This is a genomic window from Streptomyces sp. NPDC093089, assembly GCF_044754405.1.
GTDB lineage: Bacteria > Actinomycetota > Actinomycetes > Streptomycetales > Streptomycetaceae > Streptomyces.
The window spans coordinates 54,438-73,426 of record NZ_JBIVPA010000023.1; the positions used below are offsets into that span (position 1 = coordinate 54,438).

Consider the following 18,989-nt stretch of genomic DNA (forward strand, 5'->3'; position numbering starts at 1 on the left):
GGGCACGACTCCAGGAGGGCGTGCTACGTCCTCCAGCCGCCACAACACCGGAATGACCCCTTTCATTTCCGGGGGCGGGCACGCTTTGCCAATTCGTTGCCGTGGCGGGAGGCGCCGAGCCCCTCCCGCCACTCCTCTCCCCACCCCGTACGCTCGTGGCATGGCCCCGCGCACCACCCGCCCCGTCGGCACACCGACCCGCGGGACCACGAACCCCAACCGCCTGCGCCGCATGGACCGCTGGATCGCCGCCGTCCACGGCCCGGCGCTGCGCCGCTCCGCCGAACCGCCGCTCGCCGTCGACCTCGGTTACGGGGCCGCCCCCTGGACCGCCGTCGAGCTCCTGGCCCGCCTGCGGACCGCCGAGCCCCGCACCCGGCTGTACGGGATCGAGATCGAACCGGCCCGGGTCGAGGCGGCGAAGCCGTACGAGCACGAGGGCCTCTCCTTCGTGCACGGCGGTTTCGAGGTGCCCGTGCCCGGCCCGGTCGCCCTGATCCGGGCGGCGAACGTGCTGCGCCAGTACGACGAGGTGCAGGTCGCGGCCGTGTGGGCGCGGCTGCGCGGCAGGCTCGCGCCCGGGGGCCTGCTGGTCGAGGGCACCTGCGACGAGATCGGGCGCCGGCACGTGTGGGTGGCGCTCGACGCGGACGGGCCCCGCACGGTGACCTTCGCGACCCGGCTCGGCTCGCTCGAACGCCCCTCGGACCTGGCGGAGCGGCTGCCGAAGGCGCTGATCCACCGCAACGTGCCGGGCGAGCCGGTGCACGCCTTCCTGCGGGACTTCGACCGCGCGTGGGCCGCGGCCGCCCCGTACGCCTCCCTGGGCGCACGGCAGCGGTGGATCCGCTCCGTCCGCGACCTGGCCGCCGACTGGCCGCTGGCCGACGGGCCGCGGCGGTGGCGACAGGGCGAGGTCACGGTGCGGTGGGAGGCGCTGGCGCCACGCGGGTGAGGGGAAGATCCCGGGCCTGGTCCTGGTCCTGGTCCTGGTCCTGGTCCTGGTCCTGGTCCTAGTTCGGTCCTAGTTCGGTCCCGGTTCCGGTTCCGGGTGATAGCCGTCGTTCTCCCCAACTCCCGCGGAATTTCCGGTACGTAGGGAACGCCTCGCGCGCATCGGCCGTCACCCCTGGGGGGATCAGGCCCGACAGGCCCTGGTTTCCCCTGTTGCTTTCCGGTTTCGCATGGCACTATCGCCAAGGTCACCGACAAGTTACTGACGGTAAATCAGATTTGTTCACTCGAGGGGGAGCTCGTGAACCGACGCCGCCACGCCACTGCCGCGATCACCCTGATCTGCGCCCTGACCGTGCTGGCCTCGCCCGCGCTCACCCTCCAGGCGTCCGCGTCGCCGCTCCCGCCTCCGCCGCCGAAGAAGAGCCTGGAGGAGGTGCGCAAGGAGATAGACGTCCTGTACCGGCAGGCCGCCGCCGCCACCGACGCGTACAACCTCGCCGAGGAGAAGACCAAGGAGCAGTCCGCCGAGATCGTCCAGGTCGCCGGGCTGATCGTGGCCGGCCGCGCGCGGATCGAGGCCCTCAAGGCCAGGGCCGGCGCCGCCGCCCGCGCCCAGTACCGCAACGGCGGGCTCCCGGACGGCGCGCAGCTCGTCCTCACCGACGACCCGCAGCTCTTCCTCGACACGGCGGGCCGGCTCAAGGCCGGGGCGAAGGCCACCACGGACCTCCTCGGCGAGATGAACCGCGCCCAGGCCCAGTTGGACGTCTACGCCAAGGACGCCGGCGAGAACTGGACCAAGCTGGAGGCCAACCGCGTCCGGCAGGCCAAGGCGAAGAAGGAGATCACCGACAAGATCGCCGCGGCGAAGAAGCTGGAGTCCGAGCTCGCCGCCGAGGAGCGGGAGCGGCTGCGGCGCCTGGAGGAGCAGGCGCAGTACCGCGCCCAGACGACCTGGCTCGGCACCGGCGTCCTCACCGGCCTGAAGGGCGACACGACGGCCGAGGCCAAGAAGGCCATCGCGTTCGCGACGGCCCAGATCGGCAAGCCGTACGAGTGGGGCGCCGAGGGACCGGGCACGTTCGACTGCTCCGGGCTGACCCAGAGCGCCTGGGGCGCGGCCGGCCTCGGCATCCCCCGCACCTCGCAGGAGCAGTGGCGGCTCCTCCCCCGGGTGGACATCAAGGACATGCGACCGGGCGACCTGATCGTCTACTTCAAGGACGCCAGCCACATCGGCATGTACGTCGGGAACGGCGCGATCGTGCACGCCCCCCGCCCCGGCCGGAACATCACCCTCGCGGGTGCGGGCTCCATGGAGATCCTGGGCGTCGTCCGCCCGGTGTGACGGGAGCGGGCCGGGCGAGGGGGCCCGTCGGCCGACAGGGCCGTCAGCCGACGGGGCGGTCAGTCGGCAGGGCGGTCAGTCGGCAGGGCGGTCAGCCGACAGGACGACGGCCAGCCGACAGGGCGGGATGTGACCGGGCCGGATGTGACCGGAGCGGACGGCGACCCACCGGATGTGACCGCCCCCACGGCGGAGGTTCGGGCCCGCAGCGCCGGTGGGGCGTGACGTTTCTCATTGCGGCGGAGGCCTCCGGCGCGGCCCGCCGGGGCAAGTACCTCCCCTTCCGCGGCATATGCCAAGGGCGTCGCGGGTGCCCGCTCCTCGATCACCATTCCGCTGCGCACCGCCCTACCGCTAGGGTCCGGGACGGGCGGGACGCCACCCGGCGCCCTGATCACCCTCGGGGGGAGGGAAGGAAAACCGGACCGATGCCCGTATCGCTACCGCGTCAGAGAATCGTCTCTGCAGCTGCGGGACCCGGCGAGGCCACCCCTATGGACGCCACCGCTATGACAGGCACAGCCACCGTCGCAGGCACCGATCGCTCCGATCGCACCGATCTCACCCTCCTGGTCGTCGAGGACGACCCGGCGGGTGCCCTCGCCGTACCCGAACTGCTCGACGCGGCCGACGCCGCAGGCACCCGGGTCCGCATCCGTACCGCCCGCAACCTCACCGAGGCCGAGCGGCTCCTCACCGACGACGTCCACTGCGTCCTCGTCGACCTCTCCCTGCCCGGCCCCAGGGCCGCCGCGGGCGAAGACCCGCTCGCACCCCTGCGGCACATCCTGCGCCTCGCCCCGCGCCACGCCGTCCTCGCCCTCGCCGCCTCGGCGGACGCCGAACTCGCGGCCGAGGCCGTACGGGTCGGGGCCCAGGACCACCTCTTCCGCGAGGAGCTCGACGGGCGGCTGCTCAGCCGTGCCATCCGGTACGCGGTCGAACGCAAGCGTGCCGACGCCGTCCAGGTGAAGCTGGCCGAGTCCCGCCTCCGCGCCCAGGAGAACGCCCGGCTGGAACGCGGACTGCTCCCCACGCCGCTCCTGGAGGGCTCCGACCTGCGGTTCGCGGCCCACTACCGCCCCGGCCGCTCCCGCGCGCTGCTCGGCGGCGACTTCTACGACGTCGTGCGCACGCCCGACGGCACCGTCCACGCCATGATCGGCGACGTCTGCGGGCACGGCCCCGACGAGGCCGCGCTCGGCGTCGAGCTGCGGATCGCGTGGCGGGCCCTCACCTTCGCGGGCCTGTGCGGCGACGAACTGCTCTCGACCATGCAGCAGGTCCTCGAACACGAGCGGGAGAACGAGGAGATCTTCGCGACGCTCTGCACCGTCGACATCGCGCCCGACGGACGCCGGGCGGGCCTCTGCCTGGCCGGCCACCCCTCCCCCCTGATCGCCCGGCAGGACCGGGCCGCCCGGCTCCTCCCGTACGAGGACGGCGGCCCGGCCCTCGGCCTGCTGCCGCGCGCCCGCTGGCCCCGCCGCCAGGTGGAGCTCGGCGGGGCGTGGAGCCTCCTCATGTACACGGACGGCCTCATCGAGGGCCGCTCGGCCGGCCCCGGCTCGCCCCGGCTCGGCCAGGACGGCATGGTCACGATGATCAACCGCCAGCTCACCTCGGGCCTGCGCGGCGAGGAGCTCCTGGAGGCGGCCGTCACGGAGGTCAGGTCGCTGAACGGCGGCGAGCTCACCGACGACGTCGCGGTCCTGGCCCTGGAGAGGGACAGGGACCGGGACAGGACCCGGGGGTAGCAAGCCCGTCCGGCGCCGGAAGAAAACACGGCCCGGTGGTCGGTCGCGAGGCCTCCCGGCCCGGAAAAGGGGTCAGGGCCCGGTGGTCGGTCGCGAGGCCCGGTGGTCGGTCGCGAGCCCTCCCGGCCCGGAAAGGGGTCAGGGCCCGGGGTTGGTCCCCAGGCCCTGTCCGTTCCGTACGGTCGTCGCGCGGGTCCGGGGAACGGACCCGCGCCGGTGGGTCGCTAGCGGCCGCCGTTGTAGGGGCCGTACGGCCCGTCGCTGCTGGAGCCGCCGCCGCGGCGGCCCCGGCCTCCGCCGGACACCTGCGCGAGCGCGGGGCGCACGTCCACCATGAACACGATGGCGGCGATGAGGCCGGCGATCTGCAGGAACAGCATCGGCAGGAGCAGGTTCAGGGCGAGGTTGATGCCCAGGACGATCAGCCAGAACTTCTTCGTCTGCTTCTCGGCCGCGCGGTAGGCATCCTCGCGCGCCATCGCGGCGAAGACGAGCGCGGCGACCGCGAAGCCGGTGAAGACCAGGAACATCACCAGGAAGAGAAGGGAGTCGAATCCCGCGCGCAACATGCTGAGCACCGCCTAGTGAAGAGGGGAGAGAGCGCCTCGCGGCCAAGGTACCCGGTACAACGCACCAGGTACCCGTAATGGTGCCCCGACCTACTCCTTCTCGGCGGCGACCTTCTCGGCCGCGGCCTTCTTGGCGGGAGCCTTGCGGGCGGTGGACTTCTTCGCGGGAGCCTTCGCGGCGGCCGCCTCCGCGGTCTCCGGCTCGGTCACGGAAGCCTCCGCCTCCGGCTCGGTCGCGGAAGTCCCCGGCTCGACGACGACGGCGATCTCGACGATCTCCTCGGCTGCCTCGCCCCGCCAGGACCTCACGGCCTCCTCGCCGTGCGCGGCGACCTCCTCGTACTTCTCGCGCGCCTTCACGGCGTACTCGGCGGCGACGCCGACCCCGCGCAGGGCGAGGTCCTGGGCGGTCTCACCGAGCTTCTTCAGGTCCGTGTCCAGGACGCCGACGACCTCGACGAACTTCGACTGGACGGTGACCTGGGCCTCCTTGGCCTGCGCTGCCACCTTCTCCTGCACGGCCTTCGGGTCGGTCTTCCGTACGGCCTCGATGCGGGCGGGCGCCTCGGCGGCGAGCTGCTCGATCAGGCCGGGCACCTTCTTGGCCTGCTGCGCGACGAGGTCGGCGGTGCCGGCGGCGAAGAAGAGAGGGGTACGCAGTTCGTCGATGATGGCCATGCTGGTGGTCCTCCCGGTGTGACGTGTACTAGCTCGAGGTCGGTTCGGCATCGGGTGCGGCGGGCGTCCGGTCGGCGGGCGACGCGGTGGCCTCGGCGGCGGCTGCGGCGGTCGCGGTGGCGGCCTCCGCCTCGGCTGCCGCGGCTGCGGCTGCGGCTGCCGCCTCGGCGGCGTTCTCCTTGCGGAACGAGTCGTAGATCTGGAGCAGCACCTGCTTCTGCCGCTCGTTGATCGAGGGATCGGCCAGGATGACGGCCCGCGTCTCCAGCTCCTCCCGCTCCTTCTCGTCGAGGATCCCCGCCCGCACGTAGAGCGTCTCGGCGGAGATCCGCAGCGCCTTCGCGACCTGCTGCAGCACCTCCGCGCTGGGCTTCCGCAGCCCCCGCTCGATCTGGCTCAGGTACGGGTTCGACACCCCGGCCGCGTCGGCGAGCTGCCGCAGGGACAGCTGCGCGGTCCTCCGCTGCTCGCGGAGGTACTCACCGAGATTGCCGACGTTGAGCGATGCCATGCTCCGACCATGCCAGCTCCTGCTAACTATTGCAAGCATCCGCTTGCAACAGTGTCACCGGAAGCGGCCGTCCGGATCGTGCGACTTCCAGCGTCAGCTGTCACATTCCAACGCTTGTCGTCACGGCTGTGACCGTGCAGAGCAGGTGCATAGGATCGCCGGCATGACGCTGCGACCTGTCCTGGTGAACATGAAGGCTCTTGATGACTCGACTGTCGGCCGGTTCTGGGCGGAGGCGCTTGGCTGGAGCGTCAGCGGCGAGGGATCGGGCGCGACCGCCGCCAAACCCGTCGGCTTCGACTGGCTGGACCCGGTCGGCGTGTGCATCGACGTCATTGCCGTCCCGGAACCCAAGACGGCGACAAAGAATCGTGTGCACGTCGATCTCGCCACCACCTCCGCGGCCCATCGGACGGAGTTGGTCGCGCGTCTCAAAGCTCTCGGTGCGACGCCCGCCCACGTGGGCCAGGGCGACGTGCCGTGGACGGTCCTCGCCGACCCGGAGGGCAACGAGTTCTGCGTTCTGGAGCCTCGGGAGACGTACCGGGACACCGGGCCGATCGCCCGTGTGGTGGTCGACTGCGCGGATCCGCGAGCCATGGCCCGGTTCTGGGACGAGGCGATGGACTGGACCCTGCACGAGGTGACGGACGACCGTGCGGTGTGGCGCTCGGCCAAGGGGGTCGGCCCCTATCTTGAGTTCCTCCGCTCGCCCGACGTGAAGACCGTGCCGGACCGCGTCCATCTCGACCTGGTGCCGGACCCTGGTGACGACAAGGAAGCGGAGGTCGCCCGGCTGCGGGCCCTCGGCGCCGCCGACCTCGACGTCGGCCAGGGCGACGTCCCGTGGACGTGCCTCACCGACCCGGAGGGCCACGAGTTCTGCGTCCTCGCCCGGTCCTGACACGGAGCCTTGCCCCCGTAGGGGGCTCGGTATCCCGGTCGATCCGGGGCGCCGAGAGCTTCTGCGTCGGGGCGCGTTCGGCTTGCCCGCCGACCACACCGGTCGGCGCGCCGTCCGCGCAACGCATGTGAGCCAGGTCCCGCACGGTGCACGACACCTCGTCGCCCGCTGTCCGCCAGGTCGCCGTCCAGCACGGCCACGGTCAGCGCGCGTCCCCGGTGAGGAAGTCGAGCAGGATCTTTCGGCTGCTCTGGGAGGTGAGGCTGCCGTAGGCGTCGTCGAAGGCATGCTCGGCGAAGGGCAGTTCCTCGACCTCGGTATCCGCGCGACATCGGTGCCGGGGTAGAAGCCGATCACGGAGGCCGGGGGCTCGACGGTGGTGCCGTCGGGGGCCTCGATGGTGCCGTTGTGGAGGCGGTAGGCGGCGTTCATCGCCAAGGTGCCGCCCGCCGACATGCCACCGAGTGAGATCCGCGAGTTGTCGACGGCGAAGACGGCGACGCCGTGGTCCGCGAGCCAGCGGCCGGTACCGCGCAGGTCACTCTTGTCGAAGGTGTGGAAGCCGCCGGCGTGGGCGAGCACGACGGCCGGGGTCTTCCCGGTCGTCGCCTTCTCGGTCGTCGCCTTCCCGGCCGGGGTCTTCCCGGCCGGGGTCTTCCCGGCCGGGGTCTTCTTGGCCGGGGTCTTCTTGGCCGGGGTCTTCTTGGCCGGGGTCTTCTTGGCCGGGGTCTTCTTGGCCGGGGTCTTCTTGGGCAGGTACGCGTCCACCCGCAGCGGCTCGCCTTCGGGGCTCGCGTACGTCTCCGTCGCGTCCGGCTTCGCCGCCGGGTAGGCGAGCTCGGTGAACGCCTGGCTGAAGGGACGTCCGCTCCGGCGCTCCGGGCGGCCCGGAACTGGACTCCGCCGATGGCCAGCGCGCCCAGGACGACGGCGAGGACCGGGAACGCGAGGAACGAGGCCAGGACGGCGGAGGCGCCCCGCAGGATCCGGACCGGCCGGCCGGTCGATGCGGCGGCGGGGCTGCTGTGAGTGGTCATGGCAGGAAAGGTAGGAACCGGGCACCCACGCCGGCCTCACGCTGCGGAGCCATTCCTCGGGGTGGCCCCCAGGTAGGGGGCACGCAGGCAAGGGGTCCGCAGTCAGGGGGCACGCAGGTAGGGGCTCTCAGGACGTGCCGCCGGTCACCGTGCTCCACGGGGTCACAGGTTGGTGCGGCCCGGGACGACCAGGCCCGTCTCGTAGGCGAAGACGGCGGCCTGGGTGCGGTCCCGCAGCTGGAGCTTCTGCAGGATGCTGCCCATGTGGGTCTTGACGGTCTGCTCGGCGACGACGAGTCCGCCGACGATCTCCGCGTTGGACAGGCCCTGGGCGACGTGGGTCAGCACCTCGGTCTCGCGGTTGGTGAGTTCGTCGATCCGCACCTGGGTGGGCGGTTTCGCCGAGGTGCTCAGCGCACCGTCCCCTTCCCGGCCCTGTCCATGTGGTCAGTATGGTCCGGATCACCCATGCGTCAGCTCCCTGCCGGTCGTGGAGGGTCCGGCGGCGCTGCCGCCACCGCGCCGGAGGGGCCGGGGCAAGGCGCCACTCCTCCGGACGTTCCTCTGGGCGGTCCCCCGGACACCCCTCGGGACGTTCCTCTGGACAGGAAGGTACGGAGCGAACCCGCTGGTCGGCATCATCCTGCGGAGCCGTCTTCCCTTCTGGCTCTCAGGTGTGACAGTGGTACGACGGTGCCGCGGAGCCGACCGTTCCGGCGGGGCGTGCGAGGCCGGGCGGTGCCGCCCCGGCCGTCCCGGGCTGCCGCCCTCAGCGGGCGGAAATCCACGTGCGATGCTGGTGGGGTGACCCTTGAGGACCTGGTACGGCTGCGGCGCGCGCGGGACACGATGGACCGGGACTACGCGTCGCCCTTGGACGTGCCCGCCCTGGCCAAGGTGGCCCTGATGTCGACCGGGCACTTCACCCGCAGCTTCCGGGCCGCGTACGGGGAGACGCCGTACAGCTACCTCATGACCCGGCGGGTGGAACGGGCGAAGGCGCTGCTGCGCCGCGGCGACCTCAGCGTGACCGAGGTCTGCTTCGCGGTCGGCTGCACCTCCCTCGGGTCCTTCAGCTCCCGCTTCACGGAACTCGTCGGCGAGACGCCCAGCGCCTACCGCGCCCGCCGCCACGAGACCGGCGCCGCGATACCGGCCTGCGTCGCCAAGATCTTCACCCGCCCGGTACGCCACGGCACGCCGGCCGGCAGGGGGGCGGCGGCCGACAGGGGCGTACCGGCCGGCAAGGCCGCACCGCTCAAGGCCGCACCGCGCAAGGCCGGCGATCCGGTCAGGATCCGAGAAGCGGAATCGGCGGCCGCGTTTTAGCGTCGACGGCATGAACGTCAAACTCTCGCAGTGCTTCATCGCCGTCGACGACCACGACAAGGCCCTCGGCTTCTACCGCGACGCCCTCGGCCTGGAGGTCCGCAACGACGTCGGCTTCGAGGGGATGCGCTGGGTGACGGTCGGCTCCCCCGACCAGCCGGACGTGGAGATCGTCCTCGAACCGCCGCTCGCCGACCCCAACGCCTCCCCCGCCGACCGCCAGGCCGTCGCCGAGCTCCTCGCCAAGGGCATGCTCCGCGGCGTCATCTTCTCGACCGACGACGTCGACAAGACCTTCGAGACCATCCGCGCCGCCGGCGGCGAAGTCCTCCAGGAACCCGTCGACCAGCCCTACGGCGTCCGCGACTGCGCCTTCCGCGACCCCGCCGGCAACATGGTCCGCTTCAACCAGCCCCGCAAGCCCTGACCCACCCCACCCCCTACGCGACGCTCACCCCACCCACGCGGCGAGCGTCGCGTAGTCCGTCCCGGTGAGCCCGCGCCGCGCGTCCACGCGGTGCAGCAGCGCCGGCCCGGCGTGATGGGCGGCGACCCACGCGCGGTCCGCCGCGCCGATCTCGTCGTCCACCCAGGCGAACGGCCGCCCCGCGGCCCACGCCACGAGCGCCGGCGTCTTCCAGTGCAGCCCCGCCGACCCGGGCCCGGCCTGCCAGGCCGCCTCGGCCTGCCCATTCGGCCCTTCCGGCCCGTCCTGCCCTTCCGAACCTTCCGGCCCGTCCCGCCCGTCCCGCCCGTCCGGCCCCTCCGGCCCCTCCGGCCCCTCCGGCCACGGCACCAGCGGCAGTTCGGGCAGCCCGAGGCGGGGTGCGACCCAGGCGTTCGCGTCCGCCTCCCACGTGGTCGCCCACACGAGGTCGTACGGCAGTGCCGCGAGCCGCGGCCCCTGCGCGGGATCGAGCCGCGCGAGCAGCGGGCTGACGGCGGCGGGCGGGGCCGGGGGGTACGTCGGGTGCGCCGAGTCGGCGCCTTCGCGCGCCCCGAAGGGGATCAGCGGACCGTCGACGTCCAGGAAGAGCAGGGGTCGGAGGCCGTCGGGGACGGTGCCGGACCGCTCCCCTCCGTACAGCGGCTCGTACAGGTGCGGCTCGTACGCGTGCGACGTCATGCCTCCATCCTGCCCACCCCGCCCACTCGTCCGCTTCTCGATAATCCGTGACGGATCGATTCTCGTTACCCTGGCGGGTATGACCTCGATGGCACCCACTCGGACCGAACCCGACCTCTCGTACCTGCTCGACCACACCAGTCACGTCCTGCGGACGCGGATGGCGGCGGAGTTGGGGGCGATCGGGCTGACGGCACGGATGCACTGCGTGCTGGTGCACGCGCTGGAGGAGGAGCGGACGCAGGCACAGCTCGCGGAGCTCGGGGACATGGACAAGACGACGATGGTGGTGACGGTCGACGCGCTGGAGAAGGCGGGACTGGCGGAGCGGCGACCGTCGAGTACGGACCGGCGGGCGCGGATCATCGCCGTGACCGAGGAGGGCGCGAAGGTCGCACGGAAGAGCCGGCGGATCGTGGACGGCGTGCACGAGGCTGCGCTGGGGTCGCTTCCCGAGGACGAGCGCACCGCGTTGGTCCGGGCGCTGAACCGGCTGGCGACCGGCCACCTGGAGACGCCGGTGGAGGGCCCGAGGCCGGCGCGGAGGGCGCGGCAGCGGGGGTGAGGGTCCGGAAGGGGACCCGGAACGACCTCGGTGGGCTCGGTGGGCCCGGTGGCGCATGAGGCGCGATCGCCGGGCCCATCGGCATGAGGGGACGCAGAGTGGTTCCGTAAAAAATAGTCTGCAACAAAACCTTCTGCTAACGTCTTTCTTGTTGCCTCCCGCGAACAGGAGAGTCCCGCCATGCCCGCATCCGCCACCTCCTCCGACACCTCCGCCACCGCCTCCCCCACCACCTCCTCCTCCCGACAGCTCGCCCTGGGTGTCCTCGCCACCGGCATGCTGATGACGGTCCTGGACGGGAGCATCGTGACCGTCGCGATGCCGGCCATTCAGGGCGACCTCGGATTCACGCCCGGCGGTCTGAGCTGGGTCGTGAACGCGTATCTGATCGCGTTCGGCTCGCTGCTGCTGCTCGCCGGCCGTCTCGGGGACCTGATCGGACGCAGGAGGATGTTCCTGGCGGGGACGGGGATCTTCACGGCGGCGTCGCTGCTCGCGGGTGCGGCCGCGTCCCCCGGCGTGCTGATCGCCGCACGGTTCCTGCAGGGCGTGGGCAGCGCGATGGCCTCGGCGGTGAGCCTCGGGATCCTGGTCACGCTGTTCACCGCGCCGCGCGAACGCGCCAGGGCCATCGCGGTGTTCAGCTTCACCGGCGCCGCGGGCGCGTCGATCGGCCAGGTCGCGGGCGGCGTCCTCACCGACGCCCTCACGTGGAACTGGATCTTCCTCGTCAACCTGCCGATCGGCGCCGCCACGCTCCTCGTCGCCCTGCGCGCCCTCCCCGCCGACCGGGGCCAGGGATTCAGGGCGGGTGCGGGTGCCGACGTCATCGGCGCGCTCCTGGTGACCTCGGGACTGATGACCGGCATCTACGCGGTCGTCGAGATCGAGGAGTACGGGGCCGGTTCGGCGCACACCCTGGGCCTCGGGAGCCTCGCACTCGCGCTCCTGGCCGGCTTCCTCGTCCGCCAGGCGCGGACGGCGAACCCGCTCATGCCGCTGCGGATCCTCCGCTCCCGCGCCGTCGCCGGCGCGAACGCCGTGCAGATGCTGATGGTCGCCGCTCTCTTCTCCTTCCAGATCCTCGTCGCCCTCTACCTGCAGAAGGTCCTGGGGTACGGAGCCGCCGGGACGGGCCTCGCGATGCTGCCCGCGGCCGTCGTCATCGGGGCGGTGTCGCTCGGCGTCTCGGCCCGCCTCATCGCCCGCTTCGGCGAGCGGACCGTCCTGCTCACCGGCATCGCCATGCTCGTCGGCGTCCTCGGCCTGCTGACCCGCGTGCCCGTCCACGCCTCGTACGCCACGGACCTGCTGCCGGTGATGCTCCTCGCCGCCGGGTTCGGGCTGGCCCTGCCCGCCCTCACCTCGCTCGCCATGTCGGGCGCCGACGAGGCGGACGCGGGCCTGGCGTCCGGGCTGTTCAACACCACGCAGCAGATCGGCATGGCCCTCGGCGTCGCGGTCCTCTCCACCCTGGCCGCCACCCGCACCACGTCCCTCACCGCCGCCGGCCGCCCCGCCGCCGAGGCGCTGACCGGCGGCTACCACCTGGCCTTCGCCGTCGGTACGGGCCTCCTCCTCGTCGCCCTGGGCGTCGCCGCCACCGTGCTGCGCCCGGCCCGCGCCGCCGGACGGAGCCCGCGGACGACAATGGCGGCATGAGAGCCGACCGACTCGTCGCCGCCCTGCTCTTCCTCCAGACCAGGCAGCGGGTCACCGCCGCCGAACTCGCCGCCGAACTGGACGTGTCCGAACGGACCGCCCGCCGGGACCTCGAAGCGCTCGCGAGCGCCGGGGTCCCGGTCTACTCGCAGGCCGGCCAGGGCGGCGGCTGGTCGCTCGTCGGCGGAGCCCGTACCGACCTGACCGGCCTGACGGCGCCCGAGATCCGCGACCTGTTCCTGTCGACGGGGCCCGACGCGGGCGCGACCCCGCAGACCCGGACCGCGCTGCGGAAGCTCGTACGGGCCCTCCCCGCACCGCTCAGGGACGGCGCCGAGGCCGCCGCCCGCGCCGGGATCGCCGACCTCACCGACTGGGCGGGCACGGACACGGAGGAGCCGCTGCTCGCCCCGGTCCGACAGGCGGTGGTCGACGGGCGCGAGCTCAGGATCGGGTACGCCAGGCCCGGCCGGGAACCGCGCGAGCGGACCGTGGCACCGCTCGGGATCGCCGCGAAGGCCGGGGTCCGCTACCTCGTCGCCGACACCGACCGCGGCCTCCGCACCTTCCGCATCGGCCGCGTCACCTCCGTCACCGAGACCGGCAACGCCGTCGTACGGCCCGAGGGCTTCGACCTCGCCACCGCCTGGCGCGCCCTCGCCGCCCGCATGGAGGACCGGCTGGTCGCCGCGACGGTCCGGGGACGGGCCGCCCCCGGCACCGAACCGGTCCTGGAAGGCCTGCTCGGCGGGCGCGTGCGCTACGGGGAGCGCGCCCCGGACGGCTGGACCGCCATCGAGGCCGACGGCCCCTCCCCCGAGGTGATCGCCGCCCGACTCGCCGGCCTCGGCGCCCGCGTGGAACTCCACGACCCGCCCGAGGCCCGCACCGCCCTCGCCCGCATCGGCGCCGAACTCACCGCGCTGTACGGGACGTGACCACCGGGGCGGAACCACCGGCCGTGACCACGGGGACGGGGATGGGGACGGGGATGGGGATGGGGGCCGAGGGGGCCGGAGCCCCGGAACGCGCCCCGGCTCAGAATCAGAAGATGTCGGGCGAGAACGGCCGCAGCGGCGTACGGAACAGCAGGTCCGCCCGGACCGCCGCGCCCGCCGTCGACTCCTCCACTCGCCCGAGCCGCACCAGCCGCACCGCCGACTCGTCACCGAACGCGAGCGTGCTCAACTCGCCGATGTCGAAGGCGAGATCGGCCGACTCGGAGGTACGGACACACGACGTGCCCGCCGGGGAGGCGTCGAGCCGGAACCGCCCGCCGGCCAGACCGTCCGCGTCCCGCACGTCGAGCACGAGACTCCCCTCCACCGGATACGTCCGGCCCTCCAGGACCCGGACGACGTCCAGGACCCGGACCCACAGCATGTCCGCGTACGTCAGCGTCCTCGCCGCGCGCGGGTCCGGCAGGAGCAGCGGCAGCGGGTCGTCGGGCGCCCGGTAGCCGGAGCGGACCGTGGAGATCCAGTCGATCGAGCAGAGGTAGTGCCACAGGGCGCGCTCGGCGGCCGGGGTGGCGGCGATCAGGTCCCGCACGGTCGCCGTGTTCACCGGCTGCTTCGTGTCGTCCCACTTGTCGTCGGCGCTGTACGCCACGAATCCCTCGGCCTCGCCGGACTCCGACCGGTAGACCGCGTAGTACGGCTCCCGCCACGGCTCGCTCTGGTGGCCGAGGCCGGTGCCGACCTCCCAGTCACGGGTACTTCGGTGGGTGACCGCGGCGCGGACGCCGGCCAGCCGCCGGTGCATCTCGGGGCCCGTCTTGCGGATCTCGTCGGCGTCGGTCAGATCGATCCGCCCGCCGTCCTCGGGGCGGCCCGAGCGGCGCGGGTCGAGACCGGCCCGGCGCACGTCCACACTCCACTCGGCGGCCCAGCTGGCCGCGCCGAAGCCGTACCGCCCGTAGATCGGGTACTCGGCGGCGATCAGGGTCGCGACCGCGTCCCCGCGCTCCTTCGCGGCGGCGAGGTCCGCGCTCATCATCCGGCTCAGCAGACCGCGCCTGCGGTGCGTCGGGGAGACGGTGACCTGGGTGATCGCGTCGGCGGCGAGGCTGCCGCCGCCGACCGTGCTGACCTCCTGCCGGAACGACCGGAAGGTGGCGACGATCCGGCCCCGGTCGAAGGCGCCGAGCGTCCGCCCGAGGTCCGCGTGCGCGAGCCGGTCCGCGGCCTCCTCGTCCGACACGACGGGCGGCCGGAGGAAGCCGGTCCGCAGGGCCCGCTGCCACTCGGGGAATTCGGACTCCGTCACCGCGCGCACGTCGACACTCATTTTTCGACCCTATGCACGCACCCCGCACCCCGCATCCGAGTTTCCCCACCGCCGGGCCACCCGGCCGAGCGCCGACGAGCCGCCCGGGCGAGCACCAACGGCCCCCTACGAAATGCCGACAGGCCGCCCCGGCCTAGCGCCGACGGACCGCCCCCACAGGATGCCGACGGACCACCCCGGCCGAGCGTCGCCGAGCCGCCCCGGCCGAGCGCCGACGGGCGCCGGCCGCGCGGCCGGCGGGGCTCAAGCCAGCAGGTCGTCGACCTGTGCCTCGCCGTCGCGGTAGCGGCGGGCGATCTCCGCGCTGCAGTCGTCGGCGGTCCGCTGGAGGTGCTGGCGGCGGCGCGACACCTGCTGCTCGTACCCGGCGAGCCGGCCCATCGCCGCATGCAGCTCGTCGTCCGTCCGGGCCGTCAGGTCCGACAGCTCGACCTCCGACAGCATCTCGGTCGCGAGCCGCCGGTACTCCTCGCCGCGCGGCGTCGACAGCGTCACGTGCCGGGCCGAGCTGCGGTGCCGGGACGGCACGTCGGCGAGGATCTCGGAGAGCCGGTCGAGGACCGGGGCCTCCGGGTCGGTCCGCCGCGCCAGCTCGGCCCGCAGGATGTCGATCCGGCCCTGGAGCATCCGCCGCACGTAGCTCAGGTCCGCCTCGTCGCTCTGCGCCTCGCGCCGCAGCGTGCGCAGCTCGGGCAGCCGCAGCGCGCCGAGGTCGGGCTGCCCCGGGGCCGGCAGGTCGGGCTCGGCGATCCGCTGCACGGGTGGGCGCATCACGGGGCCTCCGCCCGTTCCTCCGCCCGGATATCCGGAGCGGGTCAGCGGTACGGGGCCGGACGGCGTCGGCCCGGTGCCAGGTGCACTCATGAGAATCGTCCCCTCGACCGGTGCGGAGCCGCACCGCCTCTCACGCATGGTGCCACTCCTGCACGCGCGCGTGCAGGCGCTCTGCACCCGTTCGGCCCCTCGTCCTTCGGACCGCCGCCCGGTCGGTAGGTTGGTGTGCATGCGAGCAGTGGTGCAGAGGGTCGACGGCGCGAGCGTCGTCGTCGCAGGGGAGACCGTCGGTGAGATCACCGGCGAGGGGCTTTGCGTGCTGGTGGGCGTGACCCACGACGACACCCCGGAGAAGGCCGCCCAATTGGCCAGAAAGCTCTGGTCCGTCCGGGTACTGGAGGGCGAGAAGTCGTGCTCCGACGTGAACGCGCCGCTCCTCGTCATCTCCCAGTTCACCCTGTACGGAGACGCCCGCAAGGGCCGCCGCCCCACCTGGAACGCGGCCGCCCCCGGCCCCGTCGCCGAACCCCTCGTCGACGAGGTCGTCGCCCAGTTGCGCGCCCTGGGCGCCCACGTGGAGACGGGCCGCTTCGGAGCGGACATGCGCGTCTCGCTCACGAACCACGGCCCGTTCACGGTGCTGCTGGACGTCTGACCCGGCGGGACCCGCCGGGTGCCCGGACGCCTCGGGGGTCCTACGCCTCGGGGGTCCGGACGCCTCGGGTGCCCGGACACCTCGCGGGCCCTACGGCTCGACGACGGTCTCCTGTGCGGCGGCCGTCGTCCCGGCGATCAGGGGGGCGTCCACCGGCACGTTCCGCTTCACCAGGGCGAGGGCGATCGGCCCCAGCTCGTGGTGGCGGACGGCCGTCGTCACGAAGCCGAGCTGCCGGCCCTCCTCGCCGTCGGCCGCGAGCCGGACGGGAGTGCCGTGCGCCGGCAGCAGGACCTCGCTGCCGTCCAGGTGCAGGAAGACGAGCCGGCGCGGCGGCTTCCCCAGGTTCTGCACCCGGGCGACGGTCTCCTGGCCCCGGTAGCAGCCCTTCTGGAGGTGGACGGCGCTGCCGATGAGGCCGACCTCGTGCGGGATGGTCCGGTGGTCGGTCTCGAAGCCGAGCCGCGGCCGGTGGTCCTCGACCCGCAGCGCCTCGTACGCGAGGATGCCGGCGGCCGGGCCGTGCGAGGCCGCGAAGGACTCCAGGTCGGCGCGGGGCAGGAACAGGTCGCGGCCGTGCGCGGTCTCCCGTACGACGACGCCCTCGGGAGTCTCGGCGACGGAACCGGCCGGGAGGTGGACGACGGCGATGTCGTCCGTGCGGTCCGCGACCTCCACCCGGTAGAAGAACTTCATCGACTCCAGGTACGCGACGAGCTCCTCCCGCGTCCCCGGCTCGACGTGCGCCCACACCGTCTCGCCGTCGTCGACGAGGTACAGGGCGTGCTCGATGTGCCCGTTCGCGGACAGGATCAGCGCCTCGGTGGCCCGCCCCGCCGGCAGGTCGGTCATGAACTGGGTGACCAGCAGGTGCAGCCAGCTCAGCCGGTCGTCACCGGAGACGGCGACGACACCGCGGTGGGAGAGGTCGACGAAACCGTTCCCCCCGGCGAGGGCGCGCTGCTCGCGGAACAGGTCGCCGTAGTGCGCCGCGACGCCTTCGTCGCGGCCTTCGGCGGCGACGGCACCCGGCAGGGACAGCAGAGGACTCGGGCTCTTCATGAGAAGAGCCTACGACTCGGCGGCCGCGGCCTTCCCGGCGCAGTCCGCACACCGGCCGAAGATCGCGAAGTGCTTCATGTCCGTCTCGAACCCGAAGGTCTCGCGGAGCTTCCCGGTGAACTCGGCCGCCACCTCGACGTCCGCCTCGATCACCCCGGAGCAGTCCCGGCAGACCAGGTGCAGATGGTGGTGCCGGTCCGCCAGGTGGTACGTCGGGGCCCCGTGCCCCAGGTGCGCGTGACTCACCAGCCCGAGCTCCTCCAGGAGCTCCAGGGTCCGGTACACCGTCGAGATGTTCACCCCCGACGCGGTCCTGCGGACCTCGACCAGGATGTCGTCGGGCGTCGCGTGCTCCAGCTTGTCCACGGCCTCCAGCACAAGCTGGCGCTGCGGCGTCAGCCGGTAGCCGCGCTGCCGCAGGTCGCTCTTCCAGTCGGTGCTCACCACACCCCCAGTTTGACATCCTCCGCCCCGTGCGTGGGGCGGACTCCCTACTCAGGTCCGGTGCGGCCAGGCGCCTCGTCGGCGATCGCCCGACCCGGCCCGGCCTTCTGTCGGACGTTCCTGCCCGGGGCTTCCACGGTTCCTCCGGCGGACTTGGCCGTGCGGGTGATGGACAGGTCTTCCGCCCCGATCCGCGAGAACTGCTCGGCGATGTCGGTGGTGGTCCTGTGCCGCCGGTCGACTGCTCGGCGCTCGGCTGTCGCACGGAGCCGAGCGATCTGGTCGTACGTACGGGTGAGGCGACGCGGCTCCCTCACGCCGGGCCTGCGGGTCCGGCGCCTCCGTTCCCCGGCCTTCTCCGGTCGGCGCAGCCGCTTCGTCTCCCCCTTGGTGAGCCAAGGGCCGTGTTCGCGGAAGGTGCCGGCCCCGGCCCGCGCTGTGCCGGGCGGGCGGCCGTTCGGCCGGTGTGAATGCGTGGGGCCTTGATCGTCGCGTGAACAACGCGCGAGGGCCCGCCGGCAGTGGCCGGCGGGCCCTCGGAAAGAGCTGTTGCCCCGGTCTTACCGGAAGAACGCGATGCCGTCGTCCGGCATGTCGGGGAGGTTGCGGGCCATCTCCGCGACCTCTTCCGGCGTGACGACCTTCTTCAGGTGCGCGGACATGTAGGGACGGAGCGGGACCTCGGGGGTCGCCTTCTCGCCGACCCACATGAGGTCGCTCTTCACGTAGCCGTAGAGGCGCTTGCCACCGCTGTACGGGCCGGAGACCGCAGTGCGGGCGACGGCGTCCGTCGCCAGGTCGATCTGCGGCTTCTGGTCGGCGAGCTCGCCGTACCAGATCTCGACGATGCCCTGGTCGCGGACCATGACGACCTCGACCTTGCGGTCCTTGTCGATCCGCCAGTAGCCGCTCTCGCTCTCCAGCGGGCGGACCTTGTTGCCGTCGTTGTCGAGGACCCAGGAGTGCGAGTGGTACTCGATGAAGTCCCGGCCGTCGTGGCTGAACGTCACGGACTGGCCGAAGTTGCACTTCTCGGCGCCGGGGAAGTCGGAGACGCCCGCGCCCTCCCACGTACCGAGCAGGAACGCGAGGGGGACGAGGTCCGGGTTGAGGTCGGACGGAATCTCGATCATGAGCAGCTCTGGCGTTCTCTAGAAGTGGTTACCGCTGGCCCTGGTACAGCTTCTTCACGGCGAGACCGGTGAAGGCGAGCACGCCCACACAGACCAGGACAAGCAGAGCTTCGAAGAAAACGATCACGGAATGCTCCTCGACTGAGGTGTGAAGGCGAAACGGGCCGGACCCCAGCTTAGTGGGCTGGG

General features: G+C 72.8%; 21 protein-coding genes and 2 pseudogenes. 11 read left to right on the forward strand and 12 right to left on the reverse strand.

Annotated elements, in window-relative coordinates; translation table 11 throughout:
• Positions 1 to 160 precede the first annotated feature (160 nt).
• The 3 genes from ACIQFX_RS37065 to ACIQFX_RS37075 all read left to right on the forward strand — a co-directional run bounded on the left by ACIQFX_RS37065 (position 161) and on the right by ACIQFX_RS37075 (position 4,062).
• The gene (locus ACIQFX_RS37065; protein WP_402472509.1) at positions 161 to 955 is read left to right on the forward strand and encodes a class I SAM-dependent methyltransferase; all 795 of its coding nucleotides are present in this window, start codon (positions 161 to 163) and stop codon (positions 953 to 955) included.
• Between the two features lie 300 nt (positions 956 to 1,255).
• A complete protein-coding gene (locus ACIQFX_RS37070; protein ID WP_402472512.1) occupies positions 1,256 to 2,305 on the forward strand; it encodes an NlpC/P60 family protein in 1,050 nt (349 codons plus the stop codon).
• Between the two features lie 509 nt (positions 2,306 to 2,814).
• The gene (locus tag ACIQFX_RS37075; RefSeq protein WP_402472515.1) at positions 2,815 to 4,062 is read left to right on the forward strand and encodes a PP2C family protein-serine/threonine phosphatase; all 1,248 of its coding nucleotides are present in this window, start codon (positions 2,815 to 2,817) and stop codon (positions 4,060 to 4,062) included.
• 224 nt (positions 4,063 to 4,286) lie between these two features.
• Here ACIQFX_RS37075 and ACIQFX_RS37080 read toward each other — a convergent pair whose 3' ends face one another.
• From ACIQFX_RS37080 to ACIQFX_RS37090, 3 genes are all read right to left on the reverse strand, one after another.
• Complete coding sequence (locus tag ACIQFX_RS37080) at positions 4,287 to 4,631, reverse strand: DUF2516 family protein (protein WP_402472518.1); 345 nt, start codon at positions 4,629 to 4,631, stop codon at positions 4,287 to 4,289.
• Between the two features lie 90 nt (positions 4,632 to 4,721).
• Positions 4,722 to 5,309 carry a hypothetical protein gene (locus tag ACIQFX_RS37085; RefSeq protein ID WP_402472521.1) on the reverse strand — a complete coding sequence of 196 codons (588 nt, stop codon included), beginning with the start codon at positions 5,307 to 5,309 and terminating at the stop codon, positions 4,722 to 4,724.
• Between the two features lie 28 nt (positions 5,310 to 5,337).
• On the reverse strand, positions 5,338 to 5,820 hold the full coding sequence (locus ACIQFX_RS37090) for a helix-turn-helix domain-containing protein (RefSeq protein WP_402472522.1): 483 nt from the start codon (positions 5,818 to 5,820) through the stop codon (positions 5,338 to 5,340).
• A gap of 163 nt (positions 5,821 to 5,983) precedes the next feature.
• Here ACIQFX_RS37090 and ACIQFX_RS37095 point away from each other — a divergent pair, with 163 nt between their 5' ends.
• The gene (locus ACIQFX_RS37095; RefSeq protein WP_402472525.1) at positions 5,984 to 6,724 is read left to right on the forward strand and encodes a VOC family protein; all 741 of its coding nucleotides are present in this window, start codon (positions 5,984 to 5,986) and stop codon (positions 6,722 to 6,724) included.
• A gap of 372 nt (positions 6,725 to 7,096) precedes the next feature.
• Here the strand turns inward: ACIQFX_RS37095 and ACIQFX_RS37100 are convergent.
• A pseudogene (locus tag ACIQFX_RS37100) lies at positions 7,097 to 7,195 on the reverse strand (hypothetical protein); the annotation flags it as partial.
• On the opposite strand from ACIQFX_RS37100, the gene ACIQFX_RS37105 reads away from it, so the two are divergent.
• Entirely contained in the window at positions 7,179 to 7,556 is a 378-nt protein-coding gene (locus ACIQFX_RS37105) for a hypothetical protein (protein ID WP_402472527.1), read from the forward strand. The pseudogene ACIQFX_RS37100 and the gene ACIQFX_RS37105 sit on opposite strands and share 17 nt — an antisense overlap.
• Positions 7,557 to 7,923: 367 nt before the next feature.
• Here the strand turns inward: ACIQFX_RS37105 and ACIQFX_RS37110 are convergent.
• Positions 7,924 to 8,142, reverse strand: a pseudogene (locus ACIQFX_RS37110) (response regulator transcription factor); the annotation flags it as partial.
• Between the two features lie 468 nt (positions 8,143 to 8,610).
• On the opposite strand from ACIQFX_RS37110, the gene ACIQFX_RS37115 reads away from it, so the two are divergent.
• Entirely contained in the window at positions 8,611 to 9,090 is a 480-nt protein-coding gene (locus tag ACIQFX_RS37115; protein ID WP_402472660.1) for a helix-turn-helix transcriptional regulator, read from the forward strand.
• A 10-nt stretch (positions 9,091 to 9,100) separates the two neighbouring features.
• Positions 9,101 to 9,517, forward strand: a complete 417-nt coding sequence (locus tag ACIQFX_RS37120) for a VOC family protein (protein WP_402472529.1) — start codon at positions 9,101 to 9,103, stop codon at positions 9,515 to 9,517.
• Between the two features lie 24 nt (positions 9,518 to 9,541).
• Here ACIQFX_RS37120 and ACIQFX_RS37125 read toward each other — a convergent pair whose 3' ends face one another.
• On the reverse strand, positions 9,542 to 10,216 hold the full coding sequence (locus ACIQFX_RS37125) for a hypothetical protein (RefSeq protein WP_402472531.1): 675 nt from the start codon (positions 10,214 to 10,216) through the stop codon (positions 9,542 to 9,544).
• A gap of 79 nt (positions 10,217 to 10,295) precedes the next feature.
• On the opposite strand from ACIQFX_RS37125, the gene ACIQFX_RS37130 reads away from it, so the two are divergent.
• From ACIQFX_RS37130 to ACIQFX_RS37140, 3 genes are all read left to right on the forward strand, one after another.
• Entirely contained in the window at positions 10,296 to 10,781 is a 486-nt protein-coding gene (locus tag ACIQFX_RS37130; RefSeq protein WP_402472533.1) for a MarR family winged helix-turn-helix transcriptional regulator, read from the forward strand.
• Positions 10,782 to 10,961: 180 nt separating this feature from the next.
• Positions 10,962 to 12,443 carry an MFS transporter gene (locus ACIQFX_RS37135; protein WP_402472536.1) on the forward strand — a complete coding sequence of 494 codons (1,482 nt, stop codon included), beginning with the start codon at positions 10,962 to 10,964 and terminating at the stop codon, positions 12,441 to 12,443.
• Positions 12,440 to 13,381 (forward strand): helix-turn-helix transcriptional regulator, encoded by a 942-nt coding sequence (locus ACIQFX_RS37140; protein WP_402472537.1) that lies wholly within the window; start codon positions 12,440 to 12,442, stop codon positions 13,379 to 13,381. The genes ACIQFX_RS37135 and ACIQFX_RS37140 overlap by 4 nt, the downstream gene beginning before the upstream one ends.
• Positions 13,382 to 13,487: 106 nt before the next feature.
• Here ACIQFX_RS37140 and ACIQFX_RS37145 read toward each other — a convergent pair whose 3' ends face one another.
• Together ACIQFX_RS37145 and ACIQFX_RS37150 are read right to left on the reverse strand one after the other, a co-directional pair.
• Positions 13,488 to 14,732 (reverse strand): GNAT family N-acetyltransferase, encoded by a 1,245-nt coding sequence (locus ACIQFX_RS37145; RefSeq protein WP_402472540.1) that lies wholly within the window; start codon positions 14,730 to 14,732, stop codon positions 13,488 to 13,490.
• A 243-nt stretch (positions 14,733 to 14,975) separates the two neighbouring features.
• Positions 14,976 to 15,596, reverse strand: a complete 621-nt coding sequence (locus tag ACIQFX_RS37150; protein WP_402472542.1) for an ABC transporter substrate-binding protein — start codon at positions 15,594 to 15,596, stop codon at positions 14,976 to 14,978.
• A 139-nt stretch (positions 15,597 to 15,735) separates the two neighbouring features.
• On the opposite strand from ACIQFX_RS37150, the gene dtd reads away from it, so the two are divergent.
• Positions 15,736 to 16,161 carry a D-aminoacyl-tRNA deacylase gene (gene dtd / locus ACIQFX_RS37155; protein ID WP_376489393.1) on the forward strand — a complete coding sequence of 142 codons (426 nt, stop codon included), beginning with the start codon at positions 15,736 to 15,738 and terminating at the stop codon, positions 16,159 to 16,161.
• Between the two features lie 90 nt (positions 16,162 to 16,251).
• Here the strand turns inward: dtd and ACIQFX_RS37160 are convergent, their stop codons facing one another.
• From ACIQFX_RS37160 to ACIQFX_RS37175, 4 genes are all read right to left on the reverse strand, one after another.
• Positions 16,252 to 17,223, reverse strand: coding sequence for a YgfZ/GcvT domain-containing protein (locus tag ACIQFX_RS37160; protein WP_402472544.1), 972 nt, complete (start codon positions 17,221 to 17,223; stop codon positions 16,252 to 16,254).
• Between the two features lie 9 nt (positions 17,224 to 17,232).
• The gene (locus tag ACIQFX_RS37165) at positions 17,233 to 17,670 is read right to left on the reverse strand and encodes a Fur family transcriptional regulator (RefSeq protein ID WP_402472548.1); all 438 of its coding nucleotides are present in this window, start codon (positions 17,668 to 17,670) and stop codon (positions 17,233 to 17,235) included.
• Between the two features lie 44 nt (positions 17,671 to 17,714).
• Positions 17,715 to 17,984, reverse strand: coding sequence for a hypothetical protein (locus tag ACIQFX_RS37170; RefSeq protein ID WP_402472551.1), 270 nt, complete (start codon positions 17,982 to 17,984; stop codon positions 17,715 to 17,717).
• Between the two features lie 243 nt (positions 17,985 to 18,227).
• Positions 18,228 to 18,800 carry an FABP family protein gene (locus ACIQFX_RS37175; RefSeq protein ID WP_402472553.1) on the reverse strand — a complete coding sequence of 191 codons (573 nt, stop codon included), beginning with the start codon at positions 18,798 to 18,800 and terminating at the stop codon, positions 18,228 to 18,230.
• Between the last annotated feature and the right edge of the window lie 189 nt (positions 18,801 to 18,989).

Coding starts and splice junctions, on each gene's coding strand:
- ACIQFX_RS37085 (WP_402472521.1), bottom strand. CDS start 5,309: ATGGCCATCATCGACGAACTGCGTACCCCTCTCTTCTTCGCCGCCGGC.
- ACIQFX_RS37135 (WP_402472536.1), top strand. CDS start 10,962: ATGCCCGCATCCGCCACCTCCTCCGACACCTCCGCCACCGCCTCCCCC.
- ACIQFX_RS37080 (WP_402472518.1), bottom strand. CDS start 4,631: ATGTTGCGCGCGGGATTCGACTCCCTTCTCTTCCTGGTGATGTTCCTG.
- ACIQFX_RS37105 (WP_402472527.1), top strand. CDS start 7,179: ATGCCACCGAGTGAGATCCGCGAGTTGTCGACGGCGAAGACGGCGACG.
- ACIQFX_RS37160 (WP_402472544.1), bottom strand. CDS start 17,223: ATGAAGAGCCCGAGTCCTCTGCTGTCCCTGCCGGGTGCCGTCGCCGCC.
- ACIQFX_RS37145 (WP_402472540.1), bottom strand. CDS start 14,732: ATGAGTGTCGACGTGCGCGCGGTGACGGAGTCCGAATTCCCCGAGTGG.
- ACIQFX_RS37090 (WP_402472522.1), bottom strand. CDS start 5,820: ATGGCATCGCTCAACGTCGGCAATCTCGGTGAGTACCTCCGCGAGCAG.
- ACIQFX_RS37140 (WP_402472537.1), top strand. CDS start 12,440: ATGAGAGCCGACCGACTCGTCGCCGCCCTGCTCTTCCTCCAGACCAGG.
- ACIQFX_RS37150 (WP_402472542.1), bottom strand. CDS start 15,596: ATGAGTGCACCTGGCACCGGGCCGACGCCGTCCGGCCCCGTACCGCTG.
- ACIQFX_RS37125 (WP_402472531.1), bottom strand. CDS start 10,216: ATGACGTCGCACGCGTACGAGCCGCACCTGTACGAGCCGCTGTACGGA.
- ACIQFX_RS37175 (WP_402472553.1), bottom strand. CDS start 18,800: ATGATCGAGATTCCGTCCGACCTCAACCCGGACCTCGTCCCCCTCGCG.
- dtd (WP_376489393.1), top strand. CDS start 15,736: ATGCGAGCAGTGGTGCAGAGGGTCGACGGCGCGAGCGTCGTCGTCGCA.
- ACIQFX_RS37065 (WP_402472509.1), top strand. CDS start 161: ATGGCCCCGCGCACCACCCGCCCCGTCGGCACACCGACCCGCGGGACC.
- ACIQFX_RS37120 (WP_402472529.1), top strand. CDS start 9,101: ATGAACGTCAAACTCTCGCAGTGCTTCATCGCCGTCGACGACCACGAC.
- ACIQFX_RS37075 (WP_402472515.1), top strand. CDS start 2,815: ATGACAGGCACAGCCACCGTCGCAGGCACCGATCGCTCCGATCGCACC.
- ACIQFX_RS37130 (WP_402472533.1), top strand. CDS start 10,296: ATGACCTCGATGGCACCCACTCGGACCGAACCCGACCTCTCGTACCTG.
- ACIQFX_RS37095 (WP_402472525.1), top strand. CDS start 5,984: ATGACGCTGCGACCTGTCCTGGTGAACATGAAGGCTCTTGATGACTCG.
- ACIQFX_RS37115 (WP_402472660.1), top strand. CDS start 8,611: ATGGACCGGGACTACGCGTCGCCCTTGGACGTGCCCGCCCTGGCCAAG.